The organism is Sphingomonas oligophenolica (assembly GCF_039522915.1).
GTDB lineage: Bacteria > Pseudomonadota > Alphaproteobacteria > Sphingomonadales > Sphingomonadaceae > Sphingomonas > Sphingomonas oligophenolica.
The window spans coordinates 273,217-288,457 of the sequence record NZ_BAAAEH010000005.1 but is presented as its reverse complement, the minus strand read 5'-3'; the positions used below and the strand labels follow the sequence as shown (position 1 = coordinate 288,457).

Sequence of the window (15,241 nt, the reverse complement as noted above, 5' to 3'; positions counted from 1 at the left end):
CAGAACCTCACGAGGCTGTGATGCACGATCCGCACGAGGTACATCGTCTGGTCCCCGACTCCTTGGCCGATCCGCGCTTCGGAGTCGTACGATGGGACCCGGTTCATTCGATCTGGAACGGCGGCATGATGGTCGTGACGCTGGTCTTCGCACCGCTCACCGCGAGCCCAGCCGCAATCGCTGTTTTCATCGTCACCACGGGGGCGGGTCTGCTGCTCGGTCATTCGGTCGGCTTCCATCGCCGCATGATCCATGACAGCTTCGAGTGCCCGCTCTGGCTGGAGCGTCTCTTGTCGTGGTTCGGCACCACGGTCGGCATGAGCGGCCCGTTCTGGATGATGCGCACGCATGATCTGCGCGACTGGGCGCAGCGCCAGAGTGATTGCCACCCTTATCTATCCCATCGCCGCCCGATGCCGATCGATGCGCTGTGGCAGCTTCACTGCAGGCTGGTGCTCGATCATCCGCCGCGTTTCGACCTTGGCCGGATCGGCAAGGATCGCTTCCACCGTCTCCTCGAGGCAAGCTGGATGGCGCAGCAACTGCCGATCGCCGCCCTGCTTTGGCTCGCGGGCGGCTGGTCCTTCGTCGTCTGGGGCGTGAGCGCGCGGGTGTTCGCGTCGGTCCACGGGCATTGGCTGATCGGGCACCTCGCGCACCGGCGCGGGCCGCAGCACTGGATCGTCAGCGATGCCGGCGTGCAGGCACATGACGTTCCCTGGGCGGGGCTGATCACGATGGGTGAGGCCTGGCACAACAACCATCACGCTTTTCCGGGGTCGGCGCGCATTGGCCTGTATCCGGGCCAGAGCGATTGGGGTTACGTTTTCATCAAGCTCCTTGAACGGATCGGCCTCGCGTCGAATATCCGCACACCGGATGTGCTACCGCCCCGCCCGAGCCTACGTCTCGCGCCCGGTTCATAGAGTCGCCGACTCGATGAGGCTGCGCAGATAGCTGGTGTGTTCGAGAAACGCAGTGCTTCCGGCGCGGGTGATGGCCGCCCGGGTCCGCGGCTTCTTGCCGACGAATTCCTTTTCGAGCCTGAGATAGCCGGCCCCTTCGAGCGTCGCGAGGTGGCTGCCGAGATTGCCGTCAGTCGCCTCGACCAGCGCCTTCAGTCTGCTGAACTCGATCGGCTCGCTGTCCCTGGCCGCATAAAGGGCCGCCATGATCCGCAACCTGAGCGACTGGTGGATGATTTCGTCCGGGTTCGCCATGTCAGATCGTCCGCATCCACAGGCCGCCCAGGATCAACCCGCCGCCGCCCGCTGCTGCGAGCCAGAAGGACATCAAGCCCGGGGCGAGCAGATAGCCGAGCATCACCATGACGAATATGCCCGCACCGATCCAGGTAAAGCGCGGCAACCCGAAGGTGCCGACCAGTGCGTAGGTGAGCGCCATGATCAACGCCGGAAAGACGAGATAGGGCAGCATCGAGCTCGGTTTGAACACCAGATAGACCGAGCCCATGAAGAGCATGATGATCAGCGCCATCAGCAGCGATCGGGCGTTGGGATTGGCCGAGCCGCCGGGCTTTGCGGCGCCTGAGCGCGCTGCGCGACGCCCGAGAATCGCGCTCCCGATCGCCCCAGCGACGATACAGGGCAGCCAGACCCATCCCCATGAAGCGGGTGCCGTCAGCCCGGTACCGGTATAACCGCCCACCCAGACCAGTCCCCACAAAATGAGGTGCGGACTCGCGACCGCATAAGCACTCGCAACATGCGTGCGACGGCTCACCCGCTCCACATCGCGTAGCGATTCGACGGCTTCGTTTCGCGTGATCATGCTCTGCCTCCCAGTTTCCTCTGCGGTACAGAGGATACGAAACAGAGCACTCTGTCAAGCAGAGTATTTGATCACTCCGAGCAGGAGAGCAGCTCGGCGTCCTTGCCCGAGACCGCCTGTGCCGCCGATGCTGCAAGGTGTGGCGATGACACGTCTGAATGGCGCCCGCCCGGGAGCCAGGCTGACGGGCGTGGCGAGCTTCGCGAAACTCAGCCAAGGCACCGACAGGGCGGCACCTGGACAGGTGCCGCGCGCCTGTCAGTTTTTTAGCGCTTGGAGATAGGTGCGACGATCGAGCTCGCGGCGATCTTGCGATACGCCTCCACACCGGCGTCGAAATAGTGAATCGCCGGCGCCTCGAACGTGACCATATACAGATTGCCGCCGATGATGGCACCGCTCGCCTCGCCCTTGCGATGGACCTCCTCGCCTTCGACCACGAAGCTGTAGGTGAAGTGAAAGCCGGGGCTTCCCGCGAAGGTCGCCGGCTCGATCGAGTCGATCGACATCAGCGAGGTGCCGACCGACACGCGATAGCTACTCTCGAACAACTGGGCGATGTCGGGGATCAGCATCGTCGACGAGAATTTCGGGAGCGGCTCAGTCTTCTTCTTTGCATCGCGAAACAGCGTCGTGTCGTTTGGGATGCCGCCGTAAAAGGTCAGGTCGTTCAACGTCAGGCCGTCGAGCGTCCAGCTTTCCGCGTTGCGCCCGGGCCTCGCGCCGATGCGATTCCAGTCTCTCTCCGGAGTAACTGTCAGTCCGGATTTCGCGACAGTCTGCGCCTTGCCCTTAGGCATCAGTTTGGCGGCGTCAGCGGGCACGGCCCCCACCAGTCCAAATGCTGCCACGGCCAATGAAAGATTCTTGAAAATGTTCATTTCATACCCCCGCCATCATGGCGATCATCGCCTTGTCCGAAGCATCCGGTTTTCGTGCCAGATAATTTTTCAACGCCGCCTGCCCCTCCGCTTGCGAACCCGATCGCAACAGGGACAAACCCAGTCCCCGCCACGCTTCGGCCGGTGAATTGTCGCCGATCGTGGCCTGTTGATAAAAGCCGACCGCGCTTTTCAAATCTTCGGGGCGGCCGCGCGAACGGTATAGTTCGCCCCGCGCATAATTGAGTTCCGGCGTCCAGCCATCCTTGGCCAGATTGGTGATCAGAAAATCGGTCGCCCCAAAGTCATTCATCTTGATCTGATCATCGATGAAGCTCGCCCATAGCGGCCCAAGCGCAGCGCGATATTCGGCACGATTGACCCGGGGCGTACCCGCTACCGGCGTGTTCGCGGCAAGCGCGCGCAATGCGGCGACCCGCTCCGCTGTTGGCGGATGGGTCGCGAACATACCGCCATTCTTGTCCTTGCGACTTTTGACATTTCTGGCAGCGGCGGTGGCATCGGCTTCGGCCCGCATCTGCTCCCAGATCCGGGAGCATTCCATCGGATCATAGCCGGCCTTCGCCATCAATTGCAGGGAGCCCGCATCCGCCTCCGATTCCTGCTCGCGCGAAAACTTGAAGAGATCGGACAAAATCCCCAGCCCGAACAAGCCCAGCCCCATGACGGCCATGATCGCAAAGGTGCCGGTCTTGGATTTCATCTGGCGAAAAAGCGCCAGTGAGTGCCGATCCTGATAGTGAATGAATTCGTGGCCGAGCACTGCTGCCAGCTGGGCCTCGTTGTTTGTTCGAAGAAGCAGGCCCGACCAGAGCTGCATCATGCCATTGGGCGCGGTGGTCGCGTTGAAATAGGGCGTCCGCATGATGTAGATGCGAATTTCCGAACAACGCGGGCCGACGGTCCGGCAGAATACCTGATGAACATAGGCGTTCAGGGCGGAATCACGGATGACGAAGTTCGAATTCTTGAGCCGCCGTTCCTCTTCGTCCATCTGCATCCATAAGCCGCGTTCATCCTTGTCCTGCGGCGCATAGGCGGCAAGGACGGGTGGTACGGGAGCACCGGGATTCGGCGCCTGAGTCTCGAGCGCCTGGGCATGCGCCGCGCCACAGAGCAGCGACGCCAACATCGCGCCCCGCCCCCATTGGCGGACCTTCATTTCGACGCGGTCGCCACAATCGGCTCGACACGACCAGGCAGGCCCTTGAGCAGCTCGTTCACACGCTTGGCGGCGCCCTCCGGCGTCCTGACGTCGCCGCCCATCTGCGCGTCGGCGTTGAGCCAGATCACGTCGCCCGTTTTGAGATCGACGAGCCCTGCATAACCAATATGGACTCCCGGCGGGATATAGACACCCAGGAACATCGCGCCGAGCAACTGTGCCGCCTTGCGTCCGGATGAACCATAGGCATCGTGCGTGAACAGGAAGAGCGCATAGTCGGCGCCCGAGATCTTGCCGATGCGATCAACGCCGCTTCCCAGCGTCCAGTCGAAGGCCGTTTTCTTCGTCGGCAGGCTGCCAAACAGCTTGTTCACCTCGATTGCGTTCGCGACGGCGCCGAACAATGCACGGTATTCGGCCAGATACGCCCCGTCGTCGCCCTCGGGATCATCGGCGAAAATGATTTTCGTATCGGCCACCTTGCTGTTCGCCTTCAGCGCGTCGGCGATCAGGCCCCTGGCGGCAGAGGTCCAGTCGGCATTGGGCTCGTCGACGCCACCCGTGGTCAACGTGCCGACATGCACGTCGGGCCGATAAATCACGATCGAAACCTGATGATCTTTCGGAAATTCGAAACCGGGCTTGACCGCTGAACGCTCCTGCGCCGAAGCGAGACCCGGGAACAACAGAAATGCCGCGGCAAGCGCCGCAAAAAAACGTCCTCTCATTTATTCTTCCCCCCGGACGAGCCGTTCTTCAACGGCGCCTGGTGGAGAAGTTTAAATCTGGCTCAACGGTTCAGCAAACTTTTTTTCCGACGCAAATCACCCGAAACGGATTTATTCGCCTCCTATCGCCGAGGATCAACCAAGCGCCTTTTTCAGCAGCTCGTTGACGACGCCCGGGTTGGCCTTGCCGCCCATCGCCTTCATCGTCTGGCCGACGAAGAAGCCGAACAGCTTGTCCTTGCCCGAACGATATTCGGCGACCTTGTCCTCGTTTGCGGCCATCACTTCGGCGATGACCTTCTCGATCGCGCCGGTGTCGCTGGTCTGCTTGAGCCCCCGCTCCTCGACGATCGTGCCGGCACCCTGCCCGGTTTCGAGCATGATCTCGAAGACCTGCTTGGCGAGCGTGCCCGACAGGGTGCCGTCGGCGACCAAACCCAGCAATTCGGCAGCCTGGGCGGGGCTCACCGGCGATTCTTCGATGCCCTTGCCGAGCCGGTTGAGTGCGCCGAACAGCTCCGATGTCACCCAGTTCGCCGCCGCGACCGGCTTCGCCCCGGCATCGAGCAAGGCATCGAACCAGCGCGCTGCCTCGACCTCGGCGGTCAGGACCCCGGCATTGTACGGCGTGATGCCGAGCGCCTCGTAGCGGCGGCGCTTGGCGTCGGGCAGCTCCGGCAGGCTGGCGCGGCATTCAGCGAGGAAGGCATCGTCGAGCTCGAGCGGCAACAGGTCCGGATCGGGGAAATAGCGATAATCATGCGCATCTTCCTTGGAGCGCATCGACCGGGTCTCGTTCCTGTCGGGATCATAGAGCCGCGTTTCCTGGACGATCCGCCCGCCATCCTCGAGCACCGCAACCTGGCGCTTCGCTTCCTGCTCGACCACCGCCATCACGAAACGCACCGAGTTGACGTTCTTGGTCTCGGTCCGCGTGCCGAGCGGATCGCCCGGCTTGCGCACGCTGACGTTCACGTCCGCGCGCATCGAGCCCTCTTCCATATTGCCGTCGCAACTGCCGACATAGCGCAGGATCGAGCGCAGCTTGCGCAGATAGGCGCCGGCCTCGGCGGGCGAGGTCATGTCCGGCCGGCTGACGATCTCCATCAGCGCGACCCCCGAGCGGTTGAGATCGACATAGGAGCGAGTCGGATGCTGGTCGTGCATCAGCTTGCCGGCATCCTGCTCGACATGGATCCGCTCGACCCCGATCGTCTTGGTCGCGTCGTCCGGGTTCTTGTCGTCGAGGCTGATCATGATCGCCCCCTCGCCCACCAGCGGATGGTAGAGCTGGCTGATCTGATAGCCCTGCGGCAGATCGGCGTAGAAATAATTCTTCCGGTCGAACCGCGACCAGGTGTTGATCTTCGCCTCGATCGCCATGCCGGTGCGCACCGCCTGGCGGATGCACTCGCGATTCGGCACCGGCAGCATCCCCGGCATCGCTGCGTCGACCAGCGACACCTGGGTGTTCGGCTCGGCGCCGAAGGTGGTGGCGGCGCCCGAGAAGAGCTTGGCCTTGGAGGTCACCTGGGCATGGACTTCGAGGCCGACCACGACCTCCCAATAGCCGGTGGCGCCACGGATGCGGTATGCTGCTTCAGTCATTTCGTTTCGGTCCAGTCTCGGGACGTCTGAATAGTCGATGCTTCTTGCGGGAAGCTTGGCTCGGTGCCTCGGGCTTGCGCCGTCGGCGAGCAGGTTGATCGTCGGATCGCTTTGGCCGGTACAAGGGGCTCAAATCCCCCAGCACGCTCAGCCAATCGATCCAGTCGATCATCTTACCACCACGCCTCGGGCCGAGCCACAAACCCCGCCCGCTCCTCGAGCGCAAGCCCCGCATTCAGCACGCCCTGCTCGTCGAGCGGCTTGCCGATGATCTGCAGCCCCAGCGGCAGCCCCGCCTTGTCGAGCCCGCCCGGGATCGACATCGCCGGCAGCCCGGCGAGCGAGCTCGGCACGGTGAACACGTCGTTGAGATACATGGCGATCGGATCGGCGCTCTTCTCGCCCAGCGCGAAGGCCGCCGAGGGTGCGGTCGGCGTCAGCAGCAGGTCGCAGCTCTCCCAGGCCCGCTCGAAATCGCGCGCGATCAGGGTGCGGACCTTCGATGCCTGGGTGAAATAGGCATCGTAGAAGCCGGCCGACAGCACATAGGTGCCGATCATGATCCGGCGCTTCACTTCGTCGCCGAAGCCGGCCGCGCGCGTCGCCGCGTACATGTCCTGCAGGTTCGCACCCTCGGGCAGGTCGCGCAGGCCGTAGCGCACGCCGTCATAGCGCGCGAGGTTGGACGAGGCCTCGGCCGGCGCGATGATGTAATAGGCCGGCAGCGCATATTTGGTGTGCGGCAGCGAGACCTCGACGATCTCGGCCCCGGCGTCCTTCGCCCAGTCGATCCCCTGCTGCCACAGCGCCTCGATCTCGCTCGGCATGTTGTCGACGCGATACTCCTTCGGAATGCCGATCCGCTTGCCGATAAGGCTGTTCGACAAGCCTGCTTCCCATTTGGGCACGTCGAGCTGGAGTGACGTCGCGTCCTTCGGGTCGAAGCCGGACATCACCTCGAGCATGATCGCGCAGTCGCGCACGTCGCGCGCCATCGGCCCGGCCTGGTCGAGCGACGAGGCGAAGGCGATCACCCCCCAGCGCGAGCAGCGGCCATAGGTCGGTTTGATCCCCGAAATGCCGGTAAAGGCGGCCGGCTGGCGGATCGATCCGCCGGTGTCGGTGCCGGTCGCCGCGGGGCAGAGGCGCGCCGCGACGGCGGTCGAGCTGCCGCCCGAGGAGCCGCCCGGCGCGAGCGGCGCGTTACCGCCATCGGCGCGCCGCCACGGCGAGATCACATTGCCGAAGGCGCTCGTCTCATTGGACGAGCCCATCGCGAACTGGTCCATGTTGAGCTTGCCGAGCATGCCGGCGCCGGCGTCCCACAGCTTGCCGGAAACCGTCGACTCATAAGGCGGGGTGAAGCCCTCGAGGATATGGCTCGCCGCGGTCGAGGCGACTCCCTTGGTGCAGAACAGGTCTTTCATGCCGATCGGCACGCCGGCGAGCGGCTTCAGCACCTCGCCGGCGGCGCGCGCCGTGTCGGCCTCCTTGGCCGCCGCAATGGCATGATCGGGAGTCTCGACCAGAAAGGCGTTGAGCGCCTTCGCCCTGCTCACCTTGACGATGAAGGCATCAGTCACCTCGCGCGCCGAGAAGGCGCCGCTGCGCACGCCGTTGCGGATGGCCGCGACGCCGAGATCGGTAAGGTCGGTCATTCGATCACCTTCGGCACGGTGAAAAAGCCATGCTCGGCCTGCGGGGCGTTGGCGAGCACGGCGTCGCGGACATCGCCGTCAGTGACGACGTCGTCGCGCAGCCGCAGGTGATTGGGGATCACCGCGGTCATAGGCTCGACGCCGGTCACATCGACCTCGCCGAGCTGCTCGATCCAGCCCATGATGTTGTCGAGCTCGGGCGCGATGCGCGCGGCTTCCTCTTCGGTGATCGCGATGCGGGCAAGGCTCGCGATCTTCTTCACGGTTGCGATATTGACTGACATGGCCGCGCGGCTAGCACCACGGCTTGGCGCAGCGCAACCTATTCGAACGGATCGCCGACCGGCACGCCTCCCACGAACAGCTGGCGCCGCGGCACGGTGCGGACTTCGACCGCGCCACCCGCAATCCCCTGCCTCAGTGCGGCGCGCGCCATTGCGTCGGGTGCGGCTGCCTCGAACTCGACCCATTTGCCGTCGGACAGCCGATAGCGCTTGGTCGAACAGGACGTCTCGTGAAGCCCCTCATAGACAATCGTCCTGACCCCGGTGCGCTGCTTCTGCTTCGTGTCGGGTTCAGCAGCCAGACGGTCGATGCACGCGTCGCTGACAGCAAACGCTTCGGTGGCACCAGGCGTGTAGAGCAAGGTGCATTTGTGGTCCGCCTCGCGGCCGCACGCATCATAGCTCGTCAATTGATCCTGCAGATCCTGCGGAACCGGCACAGTGCCCGGCAGGACACGCAGTCTTTTGGTGAGCGCGTCGGCCGCGTCGGCCTGCCGATCGCTCTCGTCGACATCCCATCGATTGGTCTGTGTCTGCGTTTTCTGAGCGCGCCTCGCGATCGCCGCGGTCTTCGATGCCGCGAGCCGCTTGAGCGCCGCCTTGCCCGGATCGCCGAAATCGAACGCCAGTGCCGCCCAATCGAACTTGTCCGGCGTGATCCGGCCCGATTCGAGCCGGGCGACCTGGTCCGCGGTCGAGATCGCGTTGAAACTAAGGATCGGTGTCGCGAGAAACAGCGCGACCGCCGCCACGATGAAGGCAATGCGCAGGTTCGCGGGACGCACCCTCGCTGCCCATTGGTTCCGCCCGAGGACAAGCGACACGAAATAGGCGACCCCATAGGTGGTCGCGAGGATGACAAAAACCAGCGCCCAGAGCCGATCGGGCGTGAAGCCATATTGGTCGATCCGGAGCCCGGTCGCGATCGCCGCGATCACGCAGAGCGGCAGCGCCGCCAGCCCCAGCGCCATCGCGCCCCAGCGCAATACCGGGTTGGTAAGCTCCTCGTCTTCGCCATCGCCGATCACCGCATTGGCGAGGATCAGCGCGCCGATCACACAGCTGAGCAGGATCGGCGTGGTCGATTTGGTTGCCTCCCACAGGGCGTGGAGGCCGGTGAAGGGCAAGGCGACCAGAAACAGCAACAGCCCGACGCCAAGCACCGGCGCGAGCACGGCGAGCACCGCCGTAACCACCCGCTGCAGCAGCCGCACAATCCGGTCACGCTCGCGGAGCAGGCCCAGCGCGCCGCCAAAGGCCGCCCCGGCCAACGCTGCGGCGAACCAGGACTTCTCGAGCAATTCGCGCAGGAAATGCAGCCCGATCAGGTCGAACAGCGCCGACAGCAGCCAGGCGAGCAGAAAGACGATCCCGGTGAACGCCCAGCAGGCACACCACAGCACGACATTGGTCCAGGCATGGCCATGGACCTCGGCATAGGGGAAGCGCGCGCGCCCTTCGTCGCGCGCTGTCTGGAACAACGGCACCGTGATCGCGATCGACAGCCACAGGCTCGCATAACGCCAGTCGCCAAACCACCAGCCCGGTGCACCGCCGCTCCAAAAATAGATGAGGCCGGTCACTGCACCGGCGAGCAGCGCAAAGGAGACCGACCAGAGCAGCCGTGTCCGCTCCATCCCGAAGCCGAGGGCCAGCGCTGCGGTGCCGATCCCTATCGCCAACGCGAGTCGCAGGGTAGTGACGGCTTCGGGAATTACCGCGCTCGGCCGGTGCTGATCCGCCAATTGCTGGACGATGATCGCCGCGATCAGCCCGATCGCCGCCAGGATCGCCGGCCGCAGCCGCCAGCTCCGATCGACCTCCTCGGTCGGCATCGTCTCAGCATCGGTCATGGTCTCGCCCCTCTCGCGGCGGATTGAGCGCAGACCTGAAGCCGATTGCAAGGGCCGCGTTCCTGCTGCACGGAATCCCCATCATCGCCGGCGACCGTTGCGCCGCGCCCTGGAGTTCGATGTTTGGCCCGGAAGTTTCTCTACATCGTAGCTGTCCTGATCGTCCTCGCGATCGCCGCCGGCTTCGCCTATCGCCTGTTCCCTGCCGAGATCATGCGCGCGTCGCTGATCCCGACCGCACCGTTCGAGGCGCTGCCGGGCGCCGCGCCCAATGCCTATGCGAGCCCGAAAATGTGGATCGCCCGACCCGACAAGCCCGGCAATCCAGCGCTCTGGACGCCCCCCGGCTACAAGCCCGCCGCCGCCCCGGAGGCAGCAGTCTTCTTCATCCACCCGACTTCCTATCTGAACCGAGCGCGCTGGAACGGGCCGCTCGACGATCCCGAGGCGAATGCCCGCGCCGATCTGTTCCTGCGCGCGCAGGCGAGCGCCTTCAACGACGTCGGCATGATCTGGGCGCCGCGCTACCGGCAGGCGACCTTCGGCGCCTTCCTCACCAACCGGGCGGAGGCCAAGCAGGCGCTCGACCTTGCTTATGGCGACGTTTCCATCGCCTTCGACCAGTTCCTCAAAGAGGCCGGTGATCGCCCGATCATCCTCGCCGGCCACAGTCAGGGCGCCTATCACCTGGCCCGCCTGCTGCACGACCGGATCGCGGGCACGCCGCTCGCCAGGCGAATCGTCGCTGCCTATGTCGTCGGCTGGCCGGTCTCGAAAAGCGCTGATCTGCCGCGCCTCGGCCTGCCCGAATGCGCCACCGCCGATCAGCCGGGCTGCATTCTCTCCTGGCAGAGCTTTGCCGAGCCAGCCGATCCATCGCTGATCTTCGACACGTTCGACGCCACTACCGGTTTCACCGGCGCGCCCCGCAAGGGCACTGCGCTGATCTGCACCAATCCGATCACCGGTACGCCGGATGCGGCCGCACCCGCGACCGCCAATCTCGGCACGCTCGTCCCCGATGCCGAGCTCGACAAGGCCGCCCTTGTCCCGGGTCGTATCCCGGCGCACTGTTCGGGCCGCGGGCTGTTGCTGATCGGCACGCCGCCCGATCTCGGCAACTATGTGCTGCCCGGCAACAACTACCATGTCTACGACTACAGCCTGTTCTGGGCCAATGTCCGCGCCGATGCCGCGCGCCGGCTGGCGGCGTTCAAGGCGGCGAGCGCGCACTGAGATGATCACCGCCGATCGCGCCCTCTTCCGCGAGGCCCTGCCCGGCGCCGGCCGCCTGATCGGGCTCGACGTCGGCACCAAGACGATCGGCACGGCTTTGTGCGACGCACAGTGGACCTTCGCCAGCCCGGCGCTGCTGATCCGGCGCACCAAGTTCCAGAAGGACAAGACAACGCTTGCCGCGTTCATCGCCGAGCAGCAGGTGAAGGGCATCGTCATCGGCCTTCCGCTCAACCTCACTGACGGCAGCGAGAGCCCGCGCAGCCAGTCGAGTCGCGCCTTTGCCCGCAACATGGAGGATCTCGGCCTGCCGATCCTCCTCCAGGACGAACGCTGGTCGACCCAGGCCGTCACCCGCACCCTGATCGAACAGGATGCGAGCCGCGCCAAACGTGCCGAGCTGGTCGACAAGATGGCAGCCGCCTATATCCTGCAGGGAGCGATTGACGGGCTGGTCATCGGCTGATCTCACCAACCGCTCGATCCGCTGGATTGCCCGAATCAGCTGCGCGGATCTTCTCCGAAGCGGTTGGCGCCTCTCTTGCCGTCCTTATCCGCCCCCCGCCAGGTGATCGAGATACGCGCACAACATATCAGCCAATGCATCAGCATAAGCGTTGATTTCGCCTGGGGTGCGAGGGACTGCCGAAAAGCTGCTGCCGGCGCCGCTCAGCGTAGCCTTCATGAGGTCGCCGGCGAGCAGGCGCTGCCCATCGCCGAGACGGGGCGCGCTTTCCCGCAGGAAGGCCTGCACGATCTGCGCACTCTCGGCATGTGCTTCGCGCGCTTCGGGTGCGTCGCGATAGAGGGGCGCTGCGTCGCCGAGGGCGATCCGGATCGCGGCTTCCTCGCATTCCGAACGGATGAACGCATGGACCAGCGTGCGCAGCCTTGCGCTCGGCGCCGCCGCCCGGTCCTCCAGAATGTCGCGCAGCAAAGCCGAGGTCCGGCGCCATTCGTCGCTTTGCAGCCTGAACAGGATGGCCGCCTTGTTCGGGAAATATTGATACAGCGACCCGACGCTGACGCCGGCCCGCTCCGCGACTCGCGCGGTGGTGAACCGATGCGCGCCTTCCGCCTCCAGAACCTGAATAGCGGCATCGAGCACTGCCGCGACGAGCGCGTTGGAGCGCGCCTGCTTCGGCGCCTTTCTCGAGGAAACACCTGGGTTTCGCGGCATGATCGAAAGCGCTCCCGCCAATGCGAATAGGCAAACCTGACGAATTAATCGTATTTCTTCCGGCAGGCAAACGCCGAGGAGAAACGCATGACCACGCTCACCAACGCACCCGTCGCGCCATTGCTCGACCGTCTTTTCAAGGAAGCCGAGGCGGCACATCCGATGAACGATCCCGCCTTTGCCTCGGTCTCCAGTGAGGAGCGCCTGCGGCTGATGCGCAGCAAGGCGGATTATCGCGATTTCTATGCCGGGCTGAAGGACTATGCGCTGCCGGTTTCCCGAGATACCGGCAGGCTTCTCTACATGCTGGCACGCGCCACCGGCGCCCGCGCCATCGTCGAGTTCGGCATGTCGTTCGGCCTTTCCACGCTGCATCTCGCCGCGGCGCTGCGGGACAATGGCGGCGGCCGGCTGATCACATCCGAGTTCGAGCCCTCGAAGGTCGCGCGCGCGCGCGACAACCTGGCGGCCGGCGGGCTATCCGATCTGGTCGATATCCGCGAGGGCGATGCGCTGGAGACGCTGGCGTCAGGCCTGCCCGACACGATCGACCTGCTGCTGCTCGACGGCGCGAAATCGCTTTACATGGACGTGCTCGGCCTCGTCGAAAGCCGGCTTCGCACCGGTGCGATCATCGTCGCCGACAACGCCGATCATTGCCCGGAATATCTGGAGCATGTCGGCGACCCCGAAAATGGCTACCTCACCATGTCGTTCACCGACGAGGTCGAACTTACCATCCGATTGGGTTGAAACAGCCCGAAGCGACCTCGCGCAGACCTATGGAAAGCGAGATTGCAAAGGCAACGCCCAATGAAAAATACAGATAAAAATACAGATGACGCCGCCACGGTTTCGCAACCCGGCCATCTTTTAGTCCGTAGATTCCCCAATGCCCGCGGTTAATTATTCCTTTCAGGACGGTATTGCGGATTTCCCGCAAAGCGAGGGGGACAATTACATGGCCATCCTTTCCGACATTGCCCAACGGCAGGCAAGGTCGCTTGTCGTCCCACAGCGCCAAGCCTGTGCCCCCCTGACATCAGAAGCGATCGAGCGCGAACCGCCGTTGCGTGCAGATCCGGGGCGGCCATTCCTGATCAAATATGGCAAGCATCTACGTGGGGTCTGCGATTGGCTGATCGCGCGATGTTCGCTCATCTCGACTGAGCCGGTGCTCAACGTCGGTGATTTCCCTTGGACAGCGTTGCTGCGCGACAATTGGGAAGCGATCCGCGACGAGGCTGTCGCGGCCGCCCTGGAAAAACCGTCGCCCTCGCTCGCCAATATTTCGCCGGATCATCGGGCAATTGCCGCCGTCGACAAGTGGCGGTCGTTCTTCCTGTGGGGCTATGGTTACCTTATCCAGGAAAACCTCGGCCAGTGCCCTGTAACCACATCGGTGATGGCGAGAATTCCGGGCCTCAACACCGCATTCTTTTCGATACTTGCCCCCGGGACCCATATTCCGCCGCACCGGGGCGTGACCAAGGGCCTCATCACTTGCCACTTGGGGCTTATCATTCCCCAAAAAGGTGATGTGGGCATGCGGGTACGCGATCGGATCGTCCACTGGAGCGACGGCGGCGTCCTCGTCTTCGACGACACCTTTGACCATGAAGTGTGGAACGACACCGACGGCACCCGGGTCGTCCTGCTCCTGCAGGTGCGGCGCCCGCTTAAGCAACCGGGCAAATGGTTCGTCGACAAGTTCCTCGCCTGGATTAGTGGCTCCGCGTTCGTACAAGAAGCTCTTGCAAACCTGCTGTCCTGGAACGCCGCTATCAAAGCACTCGAAACGGACATGAGCAGCTAGGAAGTCCCGGGCTCGCGACGATGCGCTGCCTCACGCGCCGAGCCGATGCCCTGTTTCGCGGTTCGCTTGGGTCGCTATTGTCACATCAATAGGGCGAGACGCGAACAGCGGCCGCTCATCTGGCTGCTGATACTGACGTTCGCGAAGGCGGTGACTGAACAGCTTGCGCCGCTGCAAGCGGCGCGAAAGGAATGAATAAAAATACCAGTCCCCAGCCCAGGGCGCGACCAGGGAATATGTCAGGCGCTCGATGAATGTCCACCGGACCGAATCGCGATCGCGCTTGCGGGGCGACGGCATGCACCAGAGGTCGTTCGAATAGCGCATCCTGCCCTGCCGCATCAGGCGATGGATAACCTCATGATCCTCCAGCACGAAGTTCCATACGCTGGGATCGAAGCCGCCCACCGCGCACAGCGACCCCGTGCAGAATGCCTGTCCCCACCCCCCGCTGTGTGACTGGCGTCGCAGCAATCGCGCCGTATTGCGGATCTGCCAGGCCTTGGCGGCGCGCTTGATCGGGCCCGCCCCGCGCGGAACGCGATAGGCGCCTGTGACCACACAACCGCTCCGGGCAAGTTGCGCGCTTGCCGCGGCCAAATATTGGGGTGGGTAGAGTGTGTCAGCGTCACAAGTTGCGATCCAGCGCGTATGCGTCTCTCTCAAGCCGGCGCGCAGGGCGGAGACCTTGCCTGCACTGGGTTCGGTGACGATGGTATAGTCCAGGGCGTGCACACGGGCCGCCTTGTCAGCGATCGCCGCGCTGTCGTCGGTCGAACCATTGTCAACGAGGAGCAAGCGGAACGGCATCGTCTGCTGTGCCAGGCTGGCGATCGTCTCAGCTATGCAGGCGCGTTCGTTGAAAAACGGAACGATCACAGTCCACTCAACCAACGAACCTTCTCCAATCGATGACACGAGACATCAGCACCACAGTTGCGGCAATCGGGAATATCCCTCAAGCCCTGTCAGAGCGCGTGCATTTGAAGGGTCTGGCCGATCCGGCGGATCGATGCCTGC

Annotated in this window: 16 protein-coding genes; 5 read left to right on the top strand and 11 right to left on the bottom strand. The window is 64.1% G+C overall.

Translation table 11 applies throughout. The annotated features are described in order from the left end of the window. The first annotated feature begins 20 nt into the window (after nt 1-20). Nucleotides 21-926 (top strand): acyl-CoA desaturase, encoded by a 906-nt coding sequence (locus tag ABD050_RS03880; protein WP_343887855.1) that lies wholly within the window; start codon nt 21-23, stop codon nt 924-926. Here the strand turns inward: ABD050_RS03880 and ABD050_RS03875 are convergent. From ABD050_RS03875 to ABD050_RS03835, 9 genes are all read right to left on the bottom strand, one after another. Continuing rightward, on the bottom strand, nt 921-1,220 hold the full coding sequence (locus ABD050_RS03875) for a transcriptional regulator (protein WP_343887853.1): 300 nt from the start codon (nt 1,218-1,220) through the stop codon (nt 921-923). The two genes, ABD050_RS03880 and ABD050_RS03875, sit on opposite strands and share 6 nt — an antisense overlap. Nucleotide 1,221: 1 nt before the next feature. Continuing rightward, nucleotides 1,222-1,791, bottom strand: coding sequence for a hypothetical protein (locus ABD050_RS03870; RefSeq protein WP_343887851.1), 570 nt, complete (start codon nt 1,789-1,791; stop codon nt 1,222-1,224). A 266-nt stretch (nt 1,792-2,057) separates the two neighbouring features. Continuing rightward, nucleotides 2,058-2,642 (bottom strand): hypothetical protein, encoded by a 585-nt coding sequence (locus ABD050_RS03865; protein ID WP_343887849.1) that lies wholly within the window; start codon nt 2,640-2,642, stop codon nt 2,058-2,060. 31 nt (nt 2,643-2,673) lie between these two features. Then, nucleotides 2,674-3,825: a M48 family metalloprotease gene (locus tag ABD050_RS03860; protein WP_343887847.1), complete on the bottom strand. Its 1,152-nt coding sequence runs from the start codon at nt 3,823-3,825 to the stop codon at nt 2,674-2,676. Between the two features lie 26 nt (nt 3,826-3,851). Continuing rightward, nucleotides 3,852-4,586 (bottom strand): hypothetical protein, encoded by a 735-nt coding sequence (locus ABD050_RS03855; RefSeq protein ID WP_343887845.1) that lies wholly within the window; start codon nt 4,584-4,586, stop codon nt 3,852-3,854. Between the two features lie 135 nt (nt 4,587-4,721). Continuing rightward, nucleotides 4,722-6,194 (bottom strand): Asp-tRNA(Asn)/Glu-tRNA(Gln) amidotransferase subunit GatB, encoded by a 1,473-nt coding sequence (gene gatB / locus ABD050_RS03850; RefSeq protein WP_343887844.1) that lies wholly within the window; start codon nt 6,192-6,194, stop codon nt 4,722-4,724. Between the two features lie 173 nt (nt 6,195-6,367). Then, nucleotides 6,368-7,852 carry an Asp-tRNA(Asn)/Glu-tRNA(Gln) amidotransferase subunit GatA gene (gene gatA, locus ABD050_RS03845; protein ID WP_343887843.1) on the bottom strand — a complete coding sequence of 495 codons (1,485 nt, stop codon included), beginning with the start codon at nt 7,850-7,852 and terminating at the stop codon, nt 6,368-6,370. Next, entirely contained in the window at nt 7,849-8,136 is a 288-nt protein-coding gene (gatC, locus tag ABD050_RS03840; RefSeq protein WP_343887842.1) for an Asp-tRNA(Asn)/Glu-tRNA(Gln) amidotransferase subunit GatC, read from the bottom strand. The genes gatA and gatC overlap by 4 nt, the downstream gene beginning before the upstream one ends. 38 nt (nt 8,137-8,174) lie before the next feature. After that, nucleotides 8,175-9,989, bottom strand: coding sequence for a DUF4153 domain-containing protein (locus ABD050_RS03835; RefSeq protein WP_343887840.1), 1,815 nt, complete (start codon nt 9,987-9,989; stop codon nt 8,175-8,177). Between the two features lie 123 nt (nt 9,990-10,112). Between ABD050_RS03835 and ABD050_RS03830 the strand changes: the two genes are divergently transcribed. Together ABD050_RS03830 and ruvX are read left to right on the top strand one after the other, a co-directional pair. Then, nucleotides 10,113-11,225 carry a DUF3089 domain-containing protein gene (locus tag ABD050_RS03830; protein WP_343887838.1) on the top strand — a complete coding sequence of 371 codons (1,113 nt, stop codon included), beginning with the start codon at nt 10,113-10,115 and terminating at the stop codon, nt 11,223-11,225. A gap of 1 nt (nt 11,226) precedes the next feature. Further along, the gene (gene ruvX, locus ABD050_RS03825) at nt 11,227-11,691 is read left to right on the top strand and encodes a Holliday junction resolvase RuvX (RefSeq protein WP_343887836.1); all 465 of its coding nucleotides are present in this window, start codon (nt 11,227-11,229) and stop codon (nt 11,689-11,691) included. Between the two features lie 84 nt (nt 11,692-11,775). Here ruvX and ABD050_RS03820 read toward each other — a convergent pair whose 3' ends face one another. Then, on the bottom strand, nt 11,776-12,405 hold the full coding sequence (locus ABD050_RS03820; RefSeq protein ID WP_343887834.1) for a TetR/AcrR family transcriptional regulator: 630 nt from the start codon (nt 12,403-12,405) through the stop codon (nt 11,776-11,778). A gap of 87 nt (nt 12,406-12,492) precedes the next feature. Here ABD050_RS03820 and ABD050_RS03815 point away from each other — a divergent pair, with 87 nt between their 5' ends. Together ABD050_RS03815 and ABD050_RS03810 are read left to right on the top strand one after the other, a co-directional pair. Beyond that, the gene (locus ABD050_RS03815; protein WP_343887832.1) at nt 12,493-13,158 is read left to right on the top strand and encodes an O-methyltransferase; all 666 of its coding nucleotides are present in this window, start codon (nt 12,493-12,495) and stop codon (nt 13,156-13,158) included. Between the two features lie 208 nt (nt 13,159-13,366). Beyond that, a complete protein-coding gene (locus ABD050_RS03810; protein ID WP_343887830.1) occupies nt 13,367-14,221 on the top strand; it encodes an aspartyl/asparaginyl beta-hydroxylase domain-containing protein in 855 nt (284 codons plus the stop codon). Nucleotides 14,222-14,251: 30 nt separating this feature from the next. On the opposite strand, the gene ABD050_RS03805 is transcribed toward ABD050_RS03810, so the two are convergent. Continuing rightward, nucleotides 14,252-15,100: a glycosyltransferase family 2 protein gene (locus tag ABD050_RS03805; protein ID WP_343887829.1), complete on the bottom strand. Its 849-nt coding sequence runs from the start codon at nt 15,098-15,100 to the stop codon at nt 14,252-14,254. Nucleotides 15,101-15,241 lie beyond the last annotated feature (141 nt).